The organism is Arthrobacter sp. ISL-72, assembly GCF_018613755.1.
Lineage (GTDB): Bacteria > Actinomycetota > Actinomycetes > Actinomycetales > Micrococcaceae > Arthrobacter.
This window is the reverse complement of record NZ_JAGGPP010000033.1, coordinates 39,086-59,123: the sequence shown is the minus strand read 5'-3', so window position 1 is coordinate 59,123 and position 20,038 is coordinate 39,086. Positions and strand designations below refer to the sequence as shown.

Genomic DNA, 20,038 nt, shown 5'->3' with positions numbered 1-20,038 from the left:
GGGGAGACTGCAGGCAACGAAATTTTTCGAGAAAGTTGTTCTGATGCCTGCAAAGACGCCGAAGGCCAAGCTGAACCTGGCCGACGTCGCAGCGCTTGCCGGGGTCTCCGCGCCCACCGTTTCCAAGGTCATCAACGGCCGGGACGACGTGGCGGAGGCCACCCGCGCGCGGGTCCAGAAGGCCTTGGTGAAGCTTGGCTATGAGTCGCCGATGCAGCGCAGGGTCAGGTCCACCGGGCCGGCGCTCGTGGACCTGGTCTTTGACGGACTGAACAGTTCCTACTCCCTGGAAGTCATGTCCGGAATCGTGAACTGCGCGGCCGAGGAAGGCGCCGAGGTGGTCCTGAGCAGCGTCACGCCGGCCAAGCTCCAGAACACCGACCACGAGCAATGGTCGCAACGGCTGTCAGACGCCGGCCGCAAGGGCCTCATCCTGGTCACATCGGAAATCACCCCGGGCCAGCTGGAATCCTTCCGGCGCCGGAACATCCCGGTGGTGGTGATCGATCCGCTCAACCCGCCCCGCTCCGGTTTCGTCAGCGTGGGTTCCACCAACTGGGCCGGAGGCAAGGCCGCGGCCGAACACCTGATCGCCCTGGGGCACCAAAAGATCGCGTTCCTGGGTGGTTCCGAGGCTGCGGAATGCAGCGTTGCCCGGCTCCACGGCTACCTCGCCGCCCTGCGCGCCAACAACATTCCTGCGAATCCGGACTACATCCTGGCCGGCCGGTTCCGGCGGGACTTCGGGGTGGTGGGCGCCCGCCAGCTGTTCGCGCTCGCCGACCCGCCCACGGCCATCTTTGCCGGCAACGATGCGATTGCCCTCGGTATCCTGGACGAGGCCCGCTTGCAGGGAATCCTGGTGCCTGAACAGCTGAGCCTGGTGGGCTTCGACGGGACGGACATCACCGAACAATCGGTTCCCCGCCTGACCTCCGTGGCGCAGCCCCTCCAGGAAATGGGCCGGACGGCCCTGCGGTCGATCCTGCGGCTGGCCAACGGGGAAACCCTGGAATCGACCCACGTGGAACTGGCAACGCAGCTGGTGGTGAGGGATTCCACTGCCGCTCCCGCTTCCTGATAGCGCCCTAAGCTTAATCAGTGAGGGAATAACAGCGGAATGGTGTATGTTGCAGTCCCGTCAGGTAAAACACCAGAAAAGAGAAACACCTAAAGTGGCAACCGATTACGACGAAGTACGATCCGACGTCAAGGAGTCCCAGGACAACTCCCTCGAAGCACTCCAGTCCGCCAACGCCCCTGATGCACGGAGCGTTGTCCGCGAGCTGGACGAAGCGGACGCACTGGATGACGGCATGGTCCCCGGCGGGGAGTTCGTCGCCGAGGAACTCGTGGTTCAGGTCATCCCCCAGGCCCAGGACGAGTTCACCTGCTATTCCTGCTTCCTGGTCCGGCACCGGTCCCAGATCGCGCGCGAAAAGAACGGTCACTTCTACTGCGTTGAATGTGAAGGCTAAGGGCCGCTGAGGGGTCGCTTGGCAGCCGTTGCAGGCTGCCCCGGAAATCTTACGGAAACGTGCCCGGCTTAGTGTGGTGACAAGCCATACCCGGTAGTCCTCCGGCAGGTCTGGCTAAGGCCGGCCCGCCGGGACTATAACCATAGGACCGTGCCGGGCCGTTTGAAGGGATTTCCGATGCATCTGATGCCCCGTGAGCAGGAAAAGCTCATGATCGTGGTCGCCGCAGACCTCGCCAGGCGGCGGCAGGCCCGCGGCCTGAAACTGAACTTCCCCGAGGCTGTGGCGATCATCAGCTATGAACTGATCGAAGGCGCACGGGACGGACGCACCGTGGCCGAACTCATGAGTTACGGCACCACCCTGCTGGGCCGCGATGACGTGATGGAGGGCGTGCCGGAGATGATCCACGACGTCCAGATTGAGGCCACGTTCCCGGACGGCACCAAGCTCGTCACTGTCCACGATCCGATCCGATAGGGGCAGGGCAATGATTCCTGGTGAGTACGTTCTGGGCTCGGCGCCCGTGACGATCAACGCGGGACGCGAGGCGGTGGACGTCGTCGTTGTTAACACCGGTGACCGGCCCGTGCAGGTGGGTTCGCACTACCATTTCGCCGAAGCGAACCGCGCTCTGGATTTTGACCGCAACGCCGCCTACGGCCGCCGGCTGGACATCCCGGCGGGCACGGCGGCCCGGTTCGAGCCGGGGGACAGCAAGACCGTCCGCCTGATCGAACTGGCGGGCAGCCGCGAGGTTCACGGCCTCAGCAACGCGGTCAACGGACCGCTTTCCCGCGGCCAACAAGCCGCCGCGTCCGCTGCGCCGGAAGGGGCTGCCCAGTGAGTTTCGACCTGACCCGCAGGCAGTACGCGGACCTGTACGGCCCGACGACGGGCGACGCCATCCGCCTGGCGGACACCGAGCTGTTCCTCGAGATCGAGAAGGACCTCACCGTGTACGGCGAGGAAGTGGTGTTCGGCGGCGGCAAGGTGATCCGCGACGGCATGGGCCAGAACGGCCAGGTTGTCAGGGACGGTGACGGCCAGGGCGGTGCCGTTCCGGATACCGTCATCACCAACGCCGTCATCCTGGACTACACCGGAATCTACAAGGCGGATGTGGCGCTCAGGGACGGCCACATCTTCAAGATCGGCCAGGCCGGCAACCCGCAGATCACCGACGGCGTGGACATCGTGATCGGTGCCAGCACGGAAATCATCGCGGGGGAGCGGAAGATCCTCACCGCTGGCGGGGTGGACACCCACATCCACTTCATCTCCCCGGACCAGGTGCCCACCGCCCTCGCCAGCGGCATCACCACCATGGTGGGCGGCGGCACCGGCCCGGCCGAAGGAACCAAAGCCACCACCGTGACCCCCGGCAAATGGCACATCCAGCGGATGCTGCAGGCCACCGAGGGGATGCCCATCAACATTGGCCTGTTCGGCAAGGGGCACGCGTCCGCCGTCGAACCGTTGGCTGAACAGATCCGCGCGGGGGCCATCGGACTCAAGGTCCACGAGGACTGGGGCTCCACCACCTCCTCGATCGACAATTCCCTGAAAGCGGCGGACGAATACGACGTCCAGGTGGCCATCCACACCGACACCCTCAACGAGTGCGGCTTCGTGGAGGACACCATCCGCGCCATCGGCGGCCGCGTGATCCACACCTTCCACACGGAGGGGGCCGGCGGCGGGCACGCCCCGGACATCATCAAGATCGCCGGGCTCCCCAACGTGCTGCCGGCATCAACGAACCCCACCCTGCCGTACACGCGCAACACCATCGAAGAACACCTGGACATGCTGATGGTGTGCCACCACCTGAACCCGGACATCCCGGAAGACGTGGCCTTCGCCGATTCCCGCATCCGCGCCGAAACCATCGCCGCGGAGGACGTCCTGCAGGACATGGGGATCTTCGCCATCACCTCCTCCGACTCCCAGGCCATGGGCCGGGTGGGCGAGGTGATCACCCGCACCTGGCAGGTGGCGGACAAAATGAAGAAGCAGCGCGGCGTGTTGAAGGACCCTTCCGGGGCCGCGCACGGCTCAGCCGAAAGCGACAACTTCAGGATCAAGCGCTACGTGGCGAAGTACACCATCAACGCCGCGATAGCGCAGGGCATGGCCGACTCCATCGGTTCCGTGGAGGAAGGCAAATTCGCGGACCTGGTCCTGTGGGACCCGGCGTTCTTTGGCGTGAAACCGGAGCTGGTGCTCAAGGGCGGTCAGATCGCCTATGCGCTGATGGGGGACGCCAACGCCTCCATCCCGACGCCGCAACCGCGCACCATGCGCCCCATGTTCGCTGCGTTCGGCAAGGCGGTGCAGCAGTCCTCCATCACGTTCCTGTCCCAGGCCGCCATCGACGCCGGGGTGCCGGAAGAGCTGGGGCTGCAGAAGGTCATCCGTCCCGTCTCCGGCATCCGAAACCTCACCAAGGCCGACCTCAAGTACAACGACGCCACCCCGGATATCCAGGTGGATCCGGAAACCTACAAGGTGACCGTGGACGGCGAGGACGTCACGTGCGAACCGGCGGACGTGCTGCCCATGGCGCAGCGCTACTTCCTTTTCTGACCCCCGACTACCCGGAGCACCACAGACCCATCGGAGCACCAAGTGATTATCCAGAAAGTCCTCGGCAACCTGCATGATCTGCCCGCCGCCAAGGCCGGTGAGTACGCCGGGCTGCACCAGGAGAAGGTGGTGCTTCCCAGCGTGCAGCTGGTCAAACGCATCCAGCGCGTCACCACGGACCACGGCAAGGAGATCGGCATCCGGCTGCCGTCAGGTTCCGGCGACCTGCGCGACGGCGACATCCTCCATGTTGCCGAAACCAACATGATCGTGGTGTCCGTGCTCCCCACCGACGTCCTGGTGGTGGCCCCGCGCACTGTCCACGAAATGGGCGTGGTGGCGCATTCGCTCGGCAACCGGCACCTGCAGGCCCAGTTCTTCGACGCCGGTTCCGAATACGGCGCCGAAGTGATGGTGTGCGCCTACGACCACACCGTGGAGGACTACCTCAAACACGTCGGCGTGCCGTACGAGCGCCAGGAACGCGTGATGCCCGTCCCCTTCCGCCATGCCGAACACAGCCACTGACTCCGCCGCTGCGGCAGATGGCTACCAGCTCGCCCTGCAGCAGCTGACCGACTCCGCGCTCCCTACCGGGGCGTTCGCCCACTCGCTCGGATTCGAGACGTATATTGAGCGGGGCCTGGTCCACGACGAGGAATCCTTCGGGGTGTGGCTGGCCGCATACGTGGGCCAGCAGCTGACCTATTCCGACGGGCTGGCCGTCCGGTTCGTGTACGAGGACGTTCCCGTGGCCGAGCTGGATGCACGGCTCACCGCGCTGCTCCTGCCCCGGCAGCTGCGGGAGGCAAGCATCAAGATGGGCGGCCGGCTGCTGCAGATCGGCGCTGAAGTGTTTCCTTCCGCCGGACTCGAGCAGTACCGCGGCCTGGTGGCCGCGGGCCGTGCCGCCGGCCATCAGCCGCTGGCGTTCGCCGTCGTCGCCCGTTCCCTGGGGGTTCCGCTGGCCGAAGCGCTGGCCGCTTACCTTTTCGCGACGGTCACCTCGCTGACCCAGAACGCGGTGCGCGCCATCCCCCTGGGACAGAACGCCGGCCAGCGGCTGCTTCGGGCAGCGTCCGACGACGTCGCTGCCGCCGTCGGAAGGATCCGGCACCTGACGCCGGACGACTTCGGGGCCGTGAGTCCCGGGCTGGAAGTTTCGCAGATGCGGCACGAGCGTCAACGTGCCCGCATGTTCATGAGCTAGTAGGAGGACAGAATGTCTGAACCCATCAAAATCGGCATCGGCGGACCGGTCGGCGCCGGCAAGACCCAGCTGGTGGAGCGCCTCACCCGGCACATGAGCCGCGAAATCTCCATGGCCGCCATCACCAACGACATCTACACCATCGAGGATGCGAAGATCCTGGCCGCCAACGGGATCCTGCCCGAGGACCGGATCATCGGCGTCGAAACCGGCGGCTGCCCGCACACCGCCATCCGCGAAGACACCTCCATGAACACGGCCGCCATCGAGGAGCTCAAGAAGCGGCACCCGGACCTGCAGGTCATTTTTGTGGAGTCCGGCGGCGACAACCTGTCCGCCACCTTCAGCCCGGAGCTGGTGGATTTCTCGATCTACATCATCGACGTGGCGCAGGGCGAGAAGATCCCGCGCAAGGCCGGCCAGGGCATGATCAAGTCTGACCTCTTCATCATCAACAAGACCGACCTCGCGCCGCACGTGGGAGCAGACCTCGCCGTGATGGAGCGGGACTCGCGCGAATTCCGCGGCGAAAAACCGTTCTGCTTCACCAACCTCAAGACGGACGAAGGACTGGACGCGGTCATCGAATGGGTGCGCCGCGACGTGCTGATGCTCGATTTGGCCCAATGAGCACGACGGCGGCACCGGCGGCTGGGGCGAGGGCTGTTGGGGCACCGGCGGGTCACGCGCCGATGGGGAAACTCGCCTTGCGGGTGGCCGTGCGGGGCCAGCGGTCCGTGGCCGTGCACCAGTACTATCAAGGTGCGCTCCGGGTCCTTCGGCCGCACTATCTGGATGAGTCCGGGCAGGTTTGTTATGTGCTCGTGAACCCGGGCGGGGCCTATCTGGGGGCCGACCTCTACGTGCTCGATGTGGAGGTGGAAGCGGACGCGAAATTGCTGCTGACCACCCAGTCGGCCACCAAGATCTACCGGACGCCGGGGTCGTTTGCGGAGCAGCGCATGACTATCCGGCTGGGGGAGGGGGCACAGCTGGAGCTCGCCCCGGACCAGGTCATCGCCTACCGGGAGGCCAGCTACCGGCAGAAGACGCACATCACCGTCCGGCCGTCGTCGAGCCTGGTCATGGCCGAGGTGATCACGCCGGGCTGGTCCCCGGACGGGGCGTCCTTCCGGTACGAGGAACTGCGGCTGCGCAACGAGATCCACGTGGAGGCCGACGGCGTTTCCCGGCTGCTGGCGCTCGACAACCTGCTCATCCGGCCTCCCCTCAATGACGTGACCGGGATGGGCTTCATGGAGGGGTTCAGCCACCTGGGCTCACTGGTGGTGGTGGATCCCCGGGTGGACCAGGCGCTCGCCGATGAGATCCACACAATAACGGCCGGCCATGACGCCTACACCGGGATTTCCCTCACCGGGGCTGTCGCCGGCACCATGGGGCTGGTCCTTCGTTCGCTGGCCAACAGCACCGAGGAACTCAACCGATTGCTGGGTGCGTGCACGTCACTGCTGCGCCACACTTGGCATGGGCAGGAACCCATGAACCTGAGGAAACACTGATGACTTCGCTGACAGAGCTGGCCGTGCTCTACCGCAAACGCGAACAGCTGTCGGTGCGCGCCAGGTTGCTGTGGACGTTCGGGGCCGTAGCCGCATTGCATTTCGCCGCCGTCGTGCTGTTGTTGGCGGGCACTTTTCCGATGACCGGCACTGCCGGAGGAGGGGGGCAGCCGCTCGCGCTGGGGCTGGTCCTGACGGCCTATCTGGCCGGGGTCAAGCACAGCTACGACTGGGACCACATCGCCGCGATCGACAACTCCACCCGCAAGTTCGTGGCACAGCGGCGGGACCCGGTCAGTGTCGGTTTCGCGTTCAGCCTGGGGCACAGTTCCGTGGTGATCCTCGCCGGCGTCCTGGTGGTCTCCGGGGCAACGCTGGTGGGCCGGCTGATGGAGGAGGGGACCACCGGGAACCTGGTGCTGGGGCTGATCGGCAGCGGGGTTTCCGGGCTGTTCCTGTTGATGATGGGCATCTTCAACGGCTCGGCGTTCCTGCAGGCCACGCAGCTCTACCGCAGCGCGCGCACCGGGGCCAGCATCACGCTGGAGGACCTGGAAGCCAAAGGCTTCGTCGCCCGGCTCCTGGCCCGGCCGCTCTCGCGCGTCCAGCATCCGCGGAACATCTACGTGATCGGCTTCCTGTTCGGGCTCGGGTTCGACACCGCCACCACCATCGGGCTGCTGGTGATGACGACGGCGGCCTCCCTCGCCGGCGTTTCCCCACTGGCACTGATGGCACTGCCCTTCGCGTTCGCGGCAGCAATGACGCTGTGCGATTCGCTCAACGGGGTGGCGATGCTACGGATGTACAAGTCGGCCGTCGACGATCCGCTCCGCAAGCTCGGATTCAACGCCTTGATCACAGGTGTCTCGGCCGCATCGGCGCTGTTGATCGCGGTCATCACGCTGGGTGGATTCTTCAACGCGGCCTTTGGCCTGAAGGATCCGATGACCCTATGGCTGGGTTCCATCGACCTGGGTGACGCCGGCTTGCTCCTCGCGGGGCTGCTGCTGGCTGTCTGGGGTACTGCGGCCGTCCGGGGACGGTTGAAGGGCGCGGCGCCGGGCTCCTAGAAGGTGGAGCGGCGCGGGTGGGAGGATAGGACGCATGGAACTGCACATCACAGGGGACCCCGCCGCCGATAAATTACTCAGCGATGACGCCTTTGCTCTGCTCACCGGCATGCTGCTGGACCAGCAGGTGACCATGGAGTCCGCGTTTGCCGGCCCCGAAAAGATCCGGACGCGCATCGGTTCCATGGACCCGGCCGCGATCGCCGGGTATGACCCCCAGGGCTTCGTCGAGGTGTTCAAGGAGCGGCCCGCCGTTCACCGGTTCCCGGGATCCATGGCCGCCCGCGTCCAGGCCCTCGCCGAGACCGTGCACAGCGACTGGAACGGGGACGCCAAAGCCATCTGGACCCAGGGTGATCCTGACGGCAAGGAGGTGCTGCGCCGGCTCAAGGCCCTGCCCGGATTCGGCGAACAGAAAGCCAAGATCTTCCTGGCGCTGCTGGGGAAGCAATGCGGACTCCAAGCCAAGGGCTGGCGCGAAGCCGCGGGCCACTACGGCCAGGAGGACTCGTTCCTGTCGGTTGCCGACATTGTGGACCCGGAGTCGCTGACCAAGGTTCGCGCAAGCAAGCAGGCTGCCAAGGCCGCCGCCAAGGCTGCGAAGGCTCCCTGACACTGAGGCCCGCGTTATGGGGAGGCGCACAAGAGGTGGCTGCGGGCCTGTACCTGCGCCGGAACCCGGCCGCGGCGACGCACAAACTGATGGTCCCGCTCAGCCTGGCATCGGCCATCCTGCTCTTCGGCGTGGTGCTGCTGATCGGCCTGAACATCGAGCTGCTCACCTTCGCCGACGCGCTGACCAACACCATCCTCATCCTCGTGACGCCTGTCGTGTTCATCGCAGGACTCGTGGCCGCCCGCTGGGTGCGCCGCCACCGCCCCGAAACCTTCGCGCAGATTGGAAGCTTCGAAACCCATGAATCCTGAGTTGATCATCCTGGCCGACACCATCCACACCATGGAGGGGTGGGCAGGAAGCCCAGCACCGCAGGCGGTGGCCGTGCAGGACGGCGTAATTGCCGCCGTGGGAAGCCGTTCGGATGCCGAAAGCTGGTCGGCCGCGGAGGTCGTCGACTTCGGCGCCGCCGTGCTGACTCCGGGCTTGGTGGACTGCCACATCCATCCGGTCTTCGGCCTGGAGCTGACCCGCGGCTGCGACCTGTCCGGTGTCGCCGGCCTTGCGGAGGTGCGCGCGCTGCTGCGCGCCGAAGCGGCGGCAACTCCCTCCGGGGAGTGGGTGCGGGGCTGGGGCCTGGACCCCAATGTGTTCGGAACCGCCTCGGCCCACCGCGAGCTGATTGACGACGTCGTCTCCGGACACCCGTGCCTCATCCGCCTCTTCGACGGACATTCCGCGCTGGCAAGGTTCCCGGGCGCTCGAAATCGCCGGGGTCACCGGGGTGCGCGTTCAGCCAGGCTTCCGGGGTGGTGTGCGACGGGAGCGGCAGGCCTACGGGACTCCTGCTGGAGGCCGCCGCGATGGAGCTCGTTGCGCGGGTGATGCCCGCAGAGTCCTTCGGTGAGCGGAAGGCGCGGCTGGCGGAACTCTTCACGGAGTTCTCCCGGTCCGGGCTGACCGGGGCGCACGTGATGGACTGCGGGGAGGATTCGCTGGAGCTGTACCGGGCCTTGGAAGAAGACCTGGGCGGCGGGCCTCCCGCTGCGCCTGCGGATCTCGCCGTGGTGCATGCCCGGCAGCAGTGAGCAGGACTGGCAGCAGCTCGCCGAGCAGATCGGGCTGGGCGGAAAGCGCAGGGAGGTGGCCGGCATGAAGCTGTTCGTCGACGGCACGGTGGACAACGGCAGGGCGTGGCTTTTTGAGCCCGATGCCTATGGGGAGTCGGTGGCACCGTTCTGGCCCCGCCCCGAGGAGTACGCGGCGGCGGTGCGCTTCTTCGCGGCCCGCGGCATACCCACGGCAACGCACGCAATCGGCGACGCGGGCGTGGCAGCCGTGCTGGAGGCCTTCGAGTCCCTGCCGCCCGGCGGGCCACAGGCAGTGCACCGCATCGAACACCTCGAAACCGTCCCTGACGCCCTGATCGGGAGGTTTGCCCGTACGGGCCTGGTGGCGAGCATGCAGCCGACGCATTGCACGCATTTCTCCCCCGCGGACCAGACGGACAACTGGTCCACCCGGCTTGGACCGGAGCGCGCAAACAACGCCTGGCGGTGTGCCGACCTCCGCGTGGCGGGGACCACCCTGGGGCTTGGTTCTGACTGGCCAATCGCCCCGTTCGAACCGCTGCCCATCCTGGCGGACGCGCAATTACGACGGCGGTCCGGCCACCGGGAGGAAGTGCCAATCAGTCCGGGACAGGCCCTCACGGCCCGGCAGGCGCGCTCGAAGGCTATACCTCGCACGCAGCCAGGGCTGCGGGGGATTGGTCGGTTGCTGGGTCCGTGACTACCGGCAAGCGTGCGGATTTCACCGTGTTCGACACGGATCCGCTGCTGGCGGCCCCGGACGAACTGGCCGCCGCGCAGGTATTGGCGACCTTTGTGGACGGCCGGGTGCAGCATCTGGCGGTGGGCGCTGTGAGGTAGGTGGCCGGTCCTCAGGGAGCTGTTGGCGGCCACCCTTGTTTGATTCGGCCTTCGGGTCTGGGCCTATGCTGGAGTAGGTGGATGGGCCGTCCGGTTGACGTGACGCAGGTGCCGTCGAACCAGGCCGGGCCACGTTTCCTTCACCCTGAGCGAATGAGAGACCTTATGGCGCAGCAACTTCCTTTGGACGGGCTCACTGGCATGATCGCCCGGATCCGGGGACTCCTGCTGACGGAGGAGAAGGTTGACAGGGCGGTCCAGCTTCTGGCCCGGGCCATTAAGGAGTCTTTCGCCGGCACCATCGGGGCCGGAGTATCCCTGCTGGACGTGCATGGCCGCAGGAAAAGCAGCGGATTTATGCATGGAGTGGTTGAACAGGCCGACCGGATGCAGTACGAGCTGGGACAGGGTCCATGTTTGACTGCCTGGGCCGCCGAAGAGGCTGTGGTGATTGAAGACCTGGACTCCGACGACCGGTGGCCGGATTGGAAAGCTGCCGTAGCCGGGCTACCCATCCGCTCCGTAGTCAGCGTGCCGCTGCTTGCGGGTAAGGAATGCATCGGAGCCCTGAAGCTCTACGGTGCCCAGCCCGGGGAATACGACGATGCCACAGGCCGCCTCCTTGCACTGTTCGCCGCTCCCGCCGCCACGCTGCTGGCCCACATTCAGGCCAGTGATGCGCCGCAGCGGATGAGTGAGAGTCTGCAGGCTTCCCTGCACAGCCGTGATGCGGTCAACCGAGCCTGCGGCATCCTGATGGAACGCCACCGAATCGTGCCCGAAGCTGCCCTTCAGGAACTCATGCGGCAGGCCCGGGCCGCCGGCAGGACCCTGGGACAGGTGAGTGCCGACGTCGTTGCCGGGACACCGGCGGCCGCCGGGTAAGGGCATCCGATGGGCTTTGATCCTAACGAACCGGAACAACGGCGAAGACTCAGGGAAGCAATGAAGGCCTCCGACGTGTCGGTGCCGGAACTGTGGCTTCGCTATTTTGGCATAGCCGGGGACGCGGGTGAATACGAAGTGGAAGCGTACCTTCAGGGTATGCTGTCGTTTCCGTCGACGCAGCGCGACCTTTTGGCCATGGCTGCCAATGAACTCATCGATGAGATTGCCCGTCCCCGCGCACCCTTGTCTGGCGAATTTAAGGCGGACGGGCGCCGTGACGCAACCAGCGGGAGTACTGACTTCAATGGCGGCAACAAGGAAGATGACGCCGGCGCGGCGGGCGGGAAGGAAGCGAAGTAGCTCCCGCTGTTCGTATTTAGGGGCACCGGGGGAGCGTAGTGTCGTAAGTAAGAGATTTCGGGACGGGGCGATGGTCCGGGGATGGAACATTCGGGCTAACCCGCGTTCAGAGCGGCGGCCGATAGCCAGGGGCTTCATGCCTGGCGGCTTTAGAATCGGGGCCGCACGGCCGTGAACAGTGTACGAACCACCTCTGAACAACTGCAGGACCTGTTGCTTGAAAGCCCGGATTTCATCGACTTTCTCCTTGGACTGACCACCACCTCCGCTTCCCTGCTCGGCAAGGATGGACAGCCGATTCTCTGCGCAATCACGGTGCAACGGGACGGCGGACCGGCGACTGTGGCGAGCAGCACAGATATGGCGCGTCGCCTGGATGAGAAGCAGTACGCGATCGGCGACGGCCCCTGCCTGACCGCTCTTCGGGAACAGCACCGGGTACTTATAGATGATCTTCAGGCCGATTCGGAATGGAGCCGCTACGCGGAGGCGATCGCCGGCGAGGGCGTCGGGTCCGTACTGGCGGTCCCGATCCCGACTGATTCCGCGTCCGGAGCAGCCCTGAACTGCTACGCCCGCGGGACCGGAGCTTTTGATCACCGGACAGTGGAAGCCATAGAAGAACATGCGGCATCAGTTTCGCGGATCCTGAGGATCCTGAGGCTTGCCCTGCGGCTTCACTTGCCGGAGGAATATCCGGAGCATCTGCGTGAAGCGCTGAAGTCCCGTGCCACGGTGGACGCTGCCGTATCCCTGATCATGCTGCAAAGCCGCCGGGGCGGGACGACGCGATCGAACTCCTGCACGTCGCCGCCCGGAACGGCAGCCGCAGGATCCAGGACATCGCCACGGACATTCTCCGCGGCGGACGGCCGCCTGTCGACGAGCAGGAGGCTCACCATGCTTCATGACGTGAGCACTGTGGTCGAATGACGCAGCCCAGTTTCCGGGACCTGCCCGCTGTCAGGGCAGAATAGAGGGCATGACCCTTACGACGTTCGCCCTCATCCGTCATGGCCAGACCGACTGGAATGCGCAGCGCCGGCTGCAGGGATCCACCGACATCCCGCTGAACGACGTCGGCCGCGGCCAGGCGTGCGACGCCGTCGCCGCCCTGTCGGGTTACGAATGGGACGCAGTCGTTTCCTCGCCGCTGAGCCGGGCGGCAGAAACCGCCGAGCTGATTGCCGCCGGGCTGGGGCTCAGCGTGGCGCGGCACGTTCCGGAGCTTGTCGAAAGGAGCTTCGGGCCCGCCGAGGGCATGCAGGATGGCCCCGAACTCGACGCGCTCCGCATCCCCGGTGGGTTCCGCGGCGCCGAGAGTGAGGACGAGGCAGCCTCCCGCGGTTTGGCTGCGTTGGAGTCGCTGGCCGAGGAGTTCCGCGGCCGCCGCCTCCTGGTGGTCGCCCATGGCACACTCCTTCGTGTGAGCCTCAGCCGTGCCATTGGCCGAACCTTGGAAAGTGTCGACAACGCCGTACTCAACCTGGCCCACCACCACGCGGTTGACGGCTGGCAGCTCGAGTACTTCAACGGCGGGCGTGTGGCGGCGGTAGTCCAGGGCTGACGGGCAACGCAGTCGCGACCACGTTCCATCATTCCGGGCATGTAAAGGGTACGGCGCGGACCAGTGTCACGGACTTCCACTTTCGCCATGTCGGAGGGCTTGGCTACTCCGCGGGAATTCCAAACCGTTCTCCTCGGTTGCAGGCTAGAGGCAGCGTGCGGCGTCACCGTCAACCGCCGGAACCCTTCCCGTGCCTCAGGGGGTTCTGCCAGTACCCGTTTCAACAGAACCTTCCTCCCCGTTGCAGGATGCGGTTTCCTAGATAGGCAAGGAAAACCATCTTGCCCCGGACCGCGGACGCCGCACCCCCGGGCCCGAAAACAACCGGACTCAGAACAACCGGGCAAACCGGCTCCACAGCCACCCAATCAAGCGACTACCTCACCCAACCTTGGAGATAAATTGCTGACCGCTAACGCATACGCAGCCCCGTCCGCCGACGGAGCCCTCGTTCCCACCACGATCGAACGCCGCGACGTGGGCCCGCATGATGTGCTCATCGAGATCAAATACGCCGGCATCTGCCACTCCGACATTCACACTGTCCGCGGTGACTGGGGATCCCAGCACTACCCGCTGGCTCCCGGCCATGAAATCGCCGGAATCGTCACGGAGGTCGGCGCCGAAGTCACCAAACACGCCGTCGGTGACCGGGTGGGTGTCGGCTGCATGGTGAACTCCTGCAAGGAGTGCGCCAACTGCCTGGCCGGCGAGGAACAGTACTGCCTCAAGGGAATGATCGGCACCTACGGAGCCGTGGACCGCGACGGAACCATCACACAGGGCGGCTACTCCACCCATGTTGTGGTGACCGAGGACTTCGTCGTCTCCATCCCGGAGGGGATCGAGCTCGACGTCGCGGCGCCGCTGCTCTGCGCTGGCATCACCACCTACTCCCCGCTGCGCCGCTGGGGCGCTGGCCCCGGCAAGAAGGTCGCCGTCGTGGGACTCGGCGGACTCGGCCACATGGCCGTCAAGCTCGCCCACGCCATGGGCGCCGAGGTCACCGTGCTGTCCCAGTCCCTGAAGAAGCAGGAAGACGGGCTGAAGCTGGGCGCCGACCACTACTACGCCACCAGCGACGAAAACACCTTCGCGGACCTCGCCGGCAGCTTCGATCTAATCATCAACACCGTCAGCGCCTCGATCGACATCAGCTCCTACCTTCAGCTGCTGACACTCGACGGCGCCCTGGTGAACGTGGGCGCACCGGCCGAGCCGCTGCCGGTCAACGCCTTCGCCCTGATCATGGGACGCCGGTCCTTCGCGGGTTCGATGATCGGCGGCATCCGCGAAACCCAGGAGATGCTCGACTTCTGCGCCGAGCACCAGCTCGGCGCCGAGATCGAGGTCATCCCGGCCGACAAGATCAACGACGCCTACGAACGCGTCCTGGCTTCCGACGTCCGGTACCGCTTCGTCATCGACACCTCAACCCTGGTGTAGCCAGGCATCAAGGCAGCGCCGTCCTCAGGAGAGGGCGGCGCTGCTTGATGTCCGGCGCTGCTTCCTTCCGCGGCCGTCAACAGCTGCTAGCAGCCAGCCGGTGCCACTAGCCGGCAGTGATCAAGTGGGTGAAGTGGTCGTACCGGAAGGTGACCGCGCCGCCGCCGTGGGTGAAGGAGATGTTGCCGCCGTTGGGGACGCCGTCGACTCCGTAATTCTCATTCCAGGACCGGTTCAGTGCTGCCTTGAACTCATACGTGCCGGCCGGCAGGTCCGTCACGGACAGCTTCCACACCAGATCGGCCGGGTCCAGCGTCAGCTGGGCCTGGTCGCAGGCTGGATCCCAGTCAGCAGTGCAGCCCAGTTCACCGTCAAGGCTTCCGGCGACTGCCACCGCCTCCGGCTGCTGGGACGGGTAGACGGCACTGATCAGGTGCGTGCGGTTGTCGTAGCGGAACGTCACCGCTCCGCCGGGATGGTCCAGCACAATGTTGGCTCCGGTGGCCGAGCCGCCGACTCCGTAACTCACGTCCATGCTCCCGTTCAGCGCGGCCTTGTACTCGTACTGCCCGGCGGGCAGGTTCAGCGTGAGGCGCCAGACGTCGTCAGCGGGGTCCAGGGCCATCTTGGCCGGCGCGCAGGCAGGATCCCACCCCGCGCAGCCCATGGGTACGTTCAGCGTCCCGGCTACTGTCACCGAGTCAGGCTGCGGGGCGTCACCCACCGTGACAGTCCGGGTTTCGCTCACCACGCTGAAGCCGGGGCCGCTCATGGCGCCGCGGTACTGCACCCGCGTGCCGTCGGCGAGCCCCGACACATCGTCCGCCAGCGAGTACACCGGCGAGGAATCGTCGGAGCCTAGGGCTGTCCAGGCGCCGCCGTCAACGCTGCGCTCGAAGGACACCACGTGGCTGGCTTTTTCCGGATCGGCCGTCGCGCTGAGCTCCACTGAGCCCCTGGCGCTGCTGCCCTCAACGGGCTTCTGCAGGGTCAGGACGGGCGCAGGAACGGCAGCCGTCCGTGATGCGCTGGTGGCCTTGTGTCCCCCGTTGTCCAGCACTGTGGCCCGGTATTCCAGTGCTGTGCCGGCATCGAGCGCCGCCACGTCGTGGAACACCTGGTAGGGGGCGGTGTCATCGGTGCCGATCGGCGCCCAGTCGCCGCCGGCTGTTTTCGCCTCGAAGGTGACCTCGTAGAACGAAGCACCGCCGACGTCGGCGGTCACCTTGATCCGGCCGTTGTCAGCCGGCGCCGCAGCCGGTTCCTGGAGGGCGACGGCGGGAGCCGCCTTTGAATGCGGAATGCGGCCCGAGGACTTGTACACGACGGCGGACAGCGGCGGAACGCTGATCGTCAGCTTCCCGTCCGCGGAGGTCTTGGCTTCCGCGGCTGCGTCCCCGTACACAAGCTCGTAGTTGCGCTTGGAGATGTATGTGGGCACCTCCGCGGTCTGTGCCTGCTCGCTGTTGTTCAGGGCCACCACGTACTCACGCTGGTCCTCGGCGTCCGTGCGGGAGAAGGCGTAGATGCCAGGTCCTTCGGAGGCGTACCTGTGCTGGTGGGCGCCGTCGCGGAGGGCCGGATGCTCCTTGGTAAGGGCGGCAAGCTGGCTGATCTTGGCGTACAGCGGGTGGCCCGTGTTGAAGTTGTCCGTGGCATGCGTGGCGTCGGTGCCCAGCAGGTCGTCGTCAAGGTATTCCGGAACCTGACTGGCGAAGAGCGTCTGCCGCGCGTCCTGGTCGCCGCCGGGGCCGGTGAAGCCCTGTTCGTCGCCGTAGTAGATCACCGGGTTGCCGCGGGAAAAGTACATCAGCTCGTGGGCCAGCTGGTCGCGGGCCACCTGCTCGGCGTCGGTTGATCCCGGGTTGTCGGCCGCGATGAAGCTGCCGATGCGCCCCATGTCATGGTTTCCCAGGAACGTGGGCAGCTGGTAGACGTTCGAATCAGCGTCCGTGTACCAGTCGTCGCCAGCGAAGAACGTCTCCAGGGAGCGGGTGTCCCGGCTCTTGGACGCGAAGTTGCGGGCGGCATCCTGGAACGGGAAGTCCAATACTGCCTGCATCTGGTTGCGGGTGGTGAACTGCGAGGTGAAGCTCTTGGTGGTGTCGAACACCTCGCCGAACATAAAGAATTCGTCCTTGCCCTGGTCCTTGGCGTAGCTGAGGACTTCTGGGCCGAACTGCTGCCAGAACTCGTTGTTCACGTGCTTCATGGTGTCGATCCGGAAGCCGTCCACGCCGAAATCGCCGATCCAGGTCTTGTAGACGTCCTCCATGCCTTTCACGACCCTGGGATGCTCGGTGAAGAGATCGTCAAGGCCGAAGAAGTCGCCGTAGTAGGAGTCCTCGCCCACAAACGTGGTGTCCCCGCGGTTGTGGTAGAGCGTTGGATCGTTGAGCCAGTCCGGAACTTTCAGGTTCTTCTCCTGTTCGTCCAGGAACGGCGTGTAGGGGAAGGACGTGGCGGCGTCCAGGGGAGGGAAGTCCTCGGACCCGGCGTAGTCACGGTCGTCGAAGGCCTCGCCGGACGCCGTCTTGTACGGTTTGGCGTCCTTAGAAACGTAGGGCCTGCGCGCGCCTTCCTTGTTCTTGTCCTCGTAGCCGATCACATCTGCCGTGTGGTTGGTGATGATGTCGAAGTACACCTTCATGCCGCGGGAGTGGGCTTCGTCGATGAGCACCTTCAGTTCATCATTGGTGCCCAGATGGGGGTCGATCTGGGTAAAGTCGGTGACCCAGTAGCCGTGGTAGCCGGCTGACTTGTCCTCCGGCTGGACCGCCTTGTTCTTGAAGCTGGGGGTCAGCCAGATGGACGTGGTGCCCAGGCCCTGGATGTAGTCGATCTTGTCCAGCAGGCCCTTGAGGTCGCCGCCGTTGTAGAAGCCTTTTTTCGTCGGGTCGAAACCGGAAACCATCGGATCCGAGCCGAGCCCGCCGTCGTCGTTGGTGTGGCTTCCGTTGCGGAAGCGGTCCGCCATCACGAAGTAGAAGTTCTCGTCCGTCACCGGTGCGCGGAGCGAATGGCCGGCCGGCGCGTCGGGGCCTTTCGGCTCCGTCGCCGCGTGGGCAGGGACGGCCAGTGCGGCCGCGGCCACTAAGGCTGCGACTGCCGCGGCTGCACGTCCGGCGGGACGCTTGCAGGGTGAATCCCTGCGGGGTGAGTCCATGCAAAGGGGATTCTTGGGCATTGCACTAAGGAAAAACACGATAAGGAAACCTTCCGAAAAGCGACATTGCTGCTGTGAAGGACGATGCGGGAGACCGGCCCCTGAGAGCCAAGTCACACTGTAAGCGCTTGCACCGACATTTTCCAGCAAATCCCAAGGCTGCTTTGCATTCACCTCCGGTTCGGTAGCATGAAGTCCATCGACTGCAGCTGAGGAGCCTGCCCTTGCCGCCTAAAAGCACCGTGCAGCCCGGCCGGGCAGCAGGCGCAGACCGTCTCGAAGACCAAGTCCGCCGCCTCCGCGCCGCCGGCTGTGTGTTTGCCGAAGACGAAGCCCGCCTGCTGACGGACGCGGCCGCTTCAGCCGCTGAGCTGGAAGCGATGATCGAACGGCGCGTCGCCGGACTGCCGCTGGAGCACATCCTCGGCTGGGCGGAATTCTGCGGGCTCCGGATCGGCGTGGCAGCAGGAGTGTTCGTGCCGCGCCGCCGCACCGAGTTCCTCGTACGCCAGGCGGAGCAGCTGCTGCGGGATAACTCCGACGGCGGGACTTTCGACGGCGGGGAGCGCCCCGCCGTCGTCGACCTCTGCTGCGGATCAGGCGCGGTCGCCGCCGCCCTCGCGGCCCGCGTGGGCGGCATCGAACTGCATGCCGCGGACCTCCACCCCGCTGCCGTGCAGTGCGCCCGGCGGAACATCGAGCCTGCCGGCGGGCAGGTCCATGAGGGTGACCTCTTCGACCCCCTGCCGGCCCATCTGCGAGGCCGCATCAGGGTCCTGATGGCCAACGCCCCCTACGTCCCCACAGCGGCGATCGGCACCATGCCGCCGGAAGCCCGGACGCACGAGCCCCGGATGTCCCTGGACGGCGGTCCGGACGGGCTGGACATCCAGCGGAGGGTCATTGCGGAAGCGCCGGACTGGCTTGCCCCCGGCGGCCATGTGGTGATCGAGACAAGCCGGGGGCAGGCGCGGCAGACCGCCGGGCTCATGCGGCGGGCGGGACTCTCCGCCCGGTTGGCTAGCGACCCGGAGCTGGACGCTACAGTGGCCATCGGTACAGCGCCTGCCTCAGCGCCGGGCGCTGCAGCGATCGGGACCGCAGCGACCGGCACAGTGACTACTGGAACATTGTCAAATTCCGGCCGGCGGGCGCCGCTTGTGCAGCCCGGGGTGATCCGGCCAGCAGTGCCGAATAGAAGCTGACGTACTCCCGGACCATCCGCTGTGAACTGAAGTGCTGCTCGGCGGCCCGCCTGCAGTCGCTGCGGCGGAGCCACTGGCAGCCCTGCAGTGCCTCGGCCAGGCCCTGGAGGCTGTCCGACAGGAACCCTGTTTCGCCGTCGCTGATGATTTCCGGAGCCGAACCCCGGTGGGTGGCCACTACCGGCGTTCCCGCGGCCAGCGCCTCGATCATCACCATCCCGAACGGTTCCGGCCACTGGATCGGATTCAGCAGCGCCACCGATTCGCCCAGCAGCCGGTACTTCTGTGCCGTGTCCAGCTCGCCCAGGTATTCAACATCCGGGCCGAGGAGCGGTTCGATCACGTCTTTAAAGTAGTCCAGCTCGAACGGTTCGCGCATCTTTGCGCCGATCCGCAGCGGAATGCCGGCCTGCCGTGCCACCATGACGGCCTGCAGGAGGCCCTTGTTCGGGTGCATCCGGCCCAGGAAGCAGGCTCCGCCGTTGTGCGACGGGCTGTAGCGCACGTTGCCGACGTCGATGCCGTGGTGGATGACGGCGTCGATCTTTACACCGCGGGCCGTGGAGGCCTGGTGGTGCGAGATGGCCACGAGGGCCGTGTCCCGGTGCATCGCGCGGTAGATGCGGGTGAGGTCATCGTCGAAAGGCCCGTGCAACGTGGTGGCGCGGGGAACGGCGGGTGTCCTCCGATAGGAGAGCGGGCCCAGCAGCGTGTGGTCGTGCACAATGTCCACGTCCTCCATGGCTTCGTAGGCCCGGATGACGTGGAGGATCTCCTGCCTGGCCGAGTCCATGCTCAGCTCGGACGAGTCCGGCAGACCCGGAACGCGCGGCACCGGACAGGTGCTGTCGCCCGAAGCGGCGAGGACAACATCGTGCCCTGCCTCGGCGAGCCCCACGGCAAGCGTGTGGACCACTGCTTCGGTGCCGCCGTAACTGGGCGGGGGGACGGGAATCCAGGGTGGTGCCAGGATACCGATACGCATT

Annotated in this window: 20 protein-coding genes and 1 pseudogene; 19 read left to right on the top strand and 2 right to left on the bottom strand. The window is 66.0% G+C overall.

All coding sequences use genetic code 11. The features are described 5' to 3' along the window. The first annotated feature begins 43 nt into the window (after positions 1-43). The 18 genes and pseudogenes from J7I92_RS20965 (at position 44) to J7I92_RS20880 (ending at position 14,681) form a co-directional block, all read left to right on the top strand. Complete coding sequence (locus J7I92_RS20965) at positions 44-1,081, top strand: LacI family DNA-binding transcriptional regulator (protein WP_214843639.1); 1,038 nt, start codon at positions 44-46, stop codon at positions 1,079-1,081. A 94-nt stretch (positions 1,082-1,175) separates the two neighbouring features. After that, on the top strand, positions 1,176-1,478 hold the full coding sequence (locus J7I92_RS20960; protein WP_214843638.1) for a DUF4193 domain-containing protein: 303 nt from the start codon (positions 1,176-1,178) through the stop codon (positions 1,476-1,478). A gap of 177 nt (positions 1,479-1,655) precedes the next feature. Continuing rightward, complete coding sequence (locus tag J7I92_RS20955; protein ID WP_214843636.1) at positions 1,656-1,958, top strand: urease subunit gamma; 303 nt, start codon at positions 1,656-1,658, stop codon at positions 1,956-1,958. A 10-nt stretch (positions 1,959-1,968) separates the two neighbouring features. After that, entirely contained in the window at positions 1,969-2,325 is a 357-nt protein-coding gene (locus tag J7I92_RS20950; protein WP_214843634.1) for an urease subunit beta, read from the top strand. Beyond that, complete coding sequence (ureC, locus tag J7I92_RS20945; protein ID WP_214843633.1) at positions 2,322-4,067, top strand: urease subunit alpha; 1,746 nt, start codon at positions 2,322-2,324, stop codon at positions 4,065-4,067. Before J7I92_RS20950 ends, ureC begins: the two co-directional genes overlap by 4 nt. A gap of 42 nt (positions 4,068-4,109) precedes the next feature. After that, complete coding sequence (ureE, locus tag J7I92_RS20940; RefSeq protein WP_214843632.1) at positions 4,110-4,595, top strand: urease accessory protein UreE; 486 nt, start codon at positions 4,110-4,112, stop codon at positions 4,593-4,595. Then, the gene (locus J7I92_RS20935) at positions 4,576-5,277 is read left to right on the top strand and encodes an urease accessory protein UreF (protein WP_214843631.1); all 702 of its coding nucleotides are present in this window, start codon (positions 4,576-4,578) and stop codon (positions 5,275-5,277) included. Before ureE ends, J7I92_RS20935 begins: the two co-directional genes overlap by 20 nt. 12 nt (positions 5,278-5,289) lie before the next feature. Further along, positions 5,290-5,907, top strand: a complete 618-nt coding sequence (gene ureG / locus J7I92_RS20930) for an urease accessory protein UreG (RefSeq protein ID WP_214843630.1) — start codon at positions 5,290-5,292, stop codon at positions 5,905-5,907. Continuing rightward, positions 5,904-6,800, top strand: a complete 897-nt coding sequence (locus J7I92_RS20925) for an urease accessory protein UreD (RefSeq protein ID WP_396020435.1) — start codon at positions 5,904-5,906, stop codon at positions 6,798-6,800. The genes ureG and J7I92_RS20925 overlap by 4 nt, the downstream gene beginning before the upstream one ends. Next, positions 6,800-7,873, top strand: coding sequence for a HoxN/HupN/NixA family nickel/cobalt transporter (locus J7I92_RS20920; RefSeq protein ID WP_214843629.1), 1,074 nt, complete (start codon positions 6,800-6,802; stop codon positions 7,871-7,873). Before J7I92_RS20925 ends, J7I92_RS20920 begins: the two co-directional genes overlap by 1 nt. Before the next feature lie 34 nt (positions 7,874-7,907). Continuing rightward, entirely contained in the window at positions 7,908-8,486 is a 579-nt protein-coding gene (locus J7I92_RS20915) for an HhH-GPD-type base excision DNA repair protein (protein WP_214843628.1), read from the top strand. A gap of 35 nt (positions 8,487-8,521) precedes the next feature. Continuing rightward, entirely contained in the window at positions 8,522-8,800 is a 279-nt protein-coding gene (locus J7I92_RS20910; protein ID WP_251040260.1) for a hypothetical protein, read from the top strand. After that, positions 8,790-10,420: pseudogene (locus J7I92_RS24715) on the top strand (amidohydrolase). The gene J7I92_RS20910 and the pseudogene J7I92_RS24715 overlap by 11 nt, the downstream one beginning before the upstream one ends. Before the next feature lie 153 nt (positions 10,421-10,573). Next, positions 10,574-11,305, top strand: a complete 732-nt coding sequence (locus J7I92_RS20900; RefSeq protein WP_251040259.1) for a GAF and ANTAR domain-containing protein — start codon at positions 10,574-10,576, stop codon at positions 11,303-11,305. A 60-nt stretch (positions 11,306-11,365) separates the two neighbouring features. Then, complete coding sequence (locus J7I92_RS20895) at positions 11,366-11,668, top strand: hypothetical protein (protein ID WP_251040258.1); 303 nt, start codon at positions 11,366-11,368, stop codon at positions 11,666-11,668. Positions 11,669-11,839: 171 nt separating this feature from the next. Beyond that, positions 11,840-12,601: a GAF domain-containing protein gene (locus tag J7I92_RS20890; protein ID WP_311380453.1), complete on the top strand. Its 762-nt coding sequence runs from the start codon at positions 11,840-11,842 to the stop codon at positions 12,599-12,601. Between the two features lie 49 nt (positions 12,602-12,650). Then, a complete protein-coding gene (locus tag J7I92_RS20885; RefSeq protein WP_214843624.1) occupies positions 12,651-13,235 on the top strand; it encodes a histidine phosphatase family protein in 585 nt (194 codons plus the stop codon). A 402-nt stretch (positions 13,236-13,637) separates the two neighbouring features. Continuing rightward, a complete protein-coding gene (locus J7I92_RS20880) occupies positions 13,638-14,681 on the top strand; it encodes an NAD(P)-dependent alcohol dehydrogenase (RefSeq protein ID WP_214843622.1) in 1,044 nt (347 codons plus the stop codon). 106 nt (positions 14,682-14,787) lie between these two features. Here J7I92_RS20880 and J7I92_RS20875 read toward each other — a convergent pair whose 3' ends face one another. Further along, positions 14,788-17,847, bottom strand: a complete 3,060-nt coding sequence (locus J7I92_RS20875; protein ID WP_214843620.1) for an alpha-amylase family glycosyl hydrolase — start codon at positions 17,845-17,847, stop codon at positions 14,788-14,790. Positions 17,848-18,089: 242 nt separating this feature from the next. Between J7I92_RS20875 and J7I92_RS20870 the strand changes: the two genes are divergently transcribed. After that, positions 18,090-19,052: a putative protein N(5)-glutamine methyltransferase gene (locus tag J7I92_RS20870; protein WP_214843712.1), complete on the top strand. Its 963-nt coding sequence runs from the start codon at positions 18,090-18,092 to the stop codon at positions 19,050-19,052. Here the strand turns inward: J7I92_RS20870 and J7I92_RS20865 are convergent. Next, positions 18,967-20,037: a glycosyltransferase family 4 protein gene (locus J7I92_RS20865; protein ID WP_214843617.1), complete on the bottom strand. Its 1,071-nt coding sequence runs from the start codon at positions 20,035-20,037 to the stop codon at positions 18,967-18,969. The two genes, J7I92_RS20870 and J7I92_RS20865, sit on opposite strands and share 86 nt — an antisense overlap. Position 20,038 lies beyond the last annotated feature (1 nt).

Coding starts and splice junctions, on each gene's coding strand:
- J7I92_RS20900 (WP_251040259.1), top strand. CDS start 10,574: ATGAGAGACCTTATGGCGCAGCAACTTCCTTTGGACGGGCTCACTGGC.
- J7I92_RS20965 (WP_214843639.1), top strand. CDS start 44: ATGCCTGCAAAGACGCCGAAGGCCAAGCTGAACCTGGCCGACGTCGCA.
- J7I92_RS20955 (WP_214843636.1), top strand. CDS start 1,656: ATGCATCTGATGCCCCGTGAGCAGGAAAAGCTCATGATCGTGGTCGCC.
- J7I92_RS20865 (WP_214843617.1), bottom strand. CDS start 20,037: ATGCGTATCGGTATCCTGGCACCACCCTGGATTCCCGTCCCCCCGCCC.
- J7I92_RS20885 (WP_214843624.1), top strand. CDS start 12,651: ATGACCCTTACGACGTTCGCCCTCATCCGTCATGGCCAGACCGACTGG.
- J7I92_RS20925 (WP_396020435.1), top strand. CDS start 5,904: ATGAGCACGACGGCGGCACCGGCGGCTGGGGCGAGGGCTGTTGGGGCA.
- J7I92_RS20935 (WP_214843631.1), top strand. CDS start 4,576: ATGCCGAACACAGCCACTGACTCCGCCGCTGCGGCAGATGGCTACCAG.
- J7I92_RS20915 (WP_214843628.1), top strand. CDS start 7,908: ATGGAACTGCACATCACAGGGGACCCCGCCGCCGATAAATTACTCAGC.
- J7I92_RS20920 (WP_214843629.1), top strand. CDS start 6,800: ATGACTTCGCTGACAGAGCTGGCCGTGCTCTACCGCAAACGCGAACAG.
- J7I92_RS20895 (WP_251040258.1), top strand. CDS start 11,366: ATGAAGGCCTCCGACGTGTCGGTGCCGGAACTGTGGCTTCGCTATTTT.
- ureG (WP_214843630.1), top strand. CDS start 5,290: ATGTCTGAACCCATCAAAATCGGCATCGGCGGACCGGTCGGCGCCGGC.
- J7I92_RS20950 (WP_214843634.1), top strand. CDS start 1,969: ATGATTCCTGGTGAGTACGTTCTGGGCTCGGCGCCCGTGACGATCAAC.
- J7I92_RS20875 (WP_214843620.1), bottom strand. CDS start 17,847: ATGGACTCACCCCGCAGGGATTCACCCTGCAAGCGTCCCGCCGGACGT.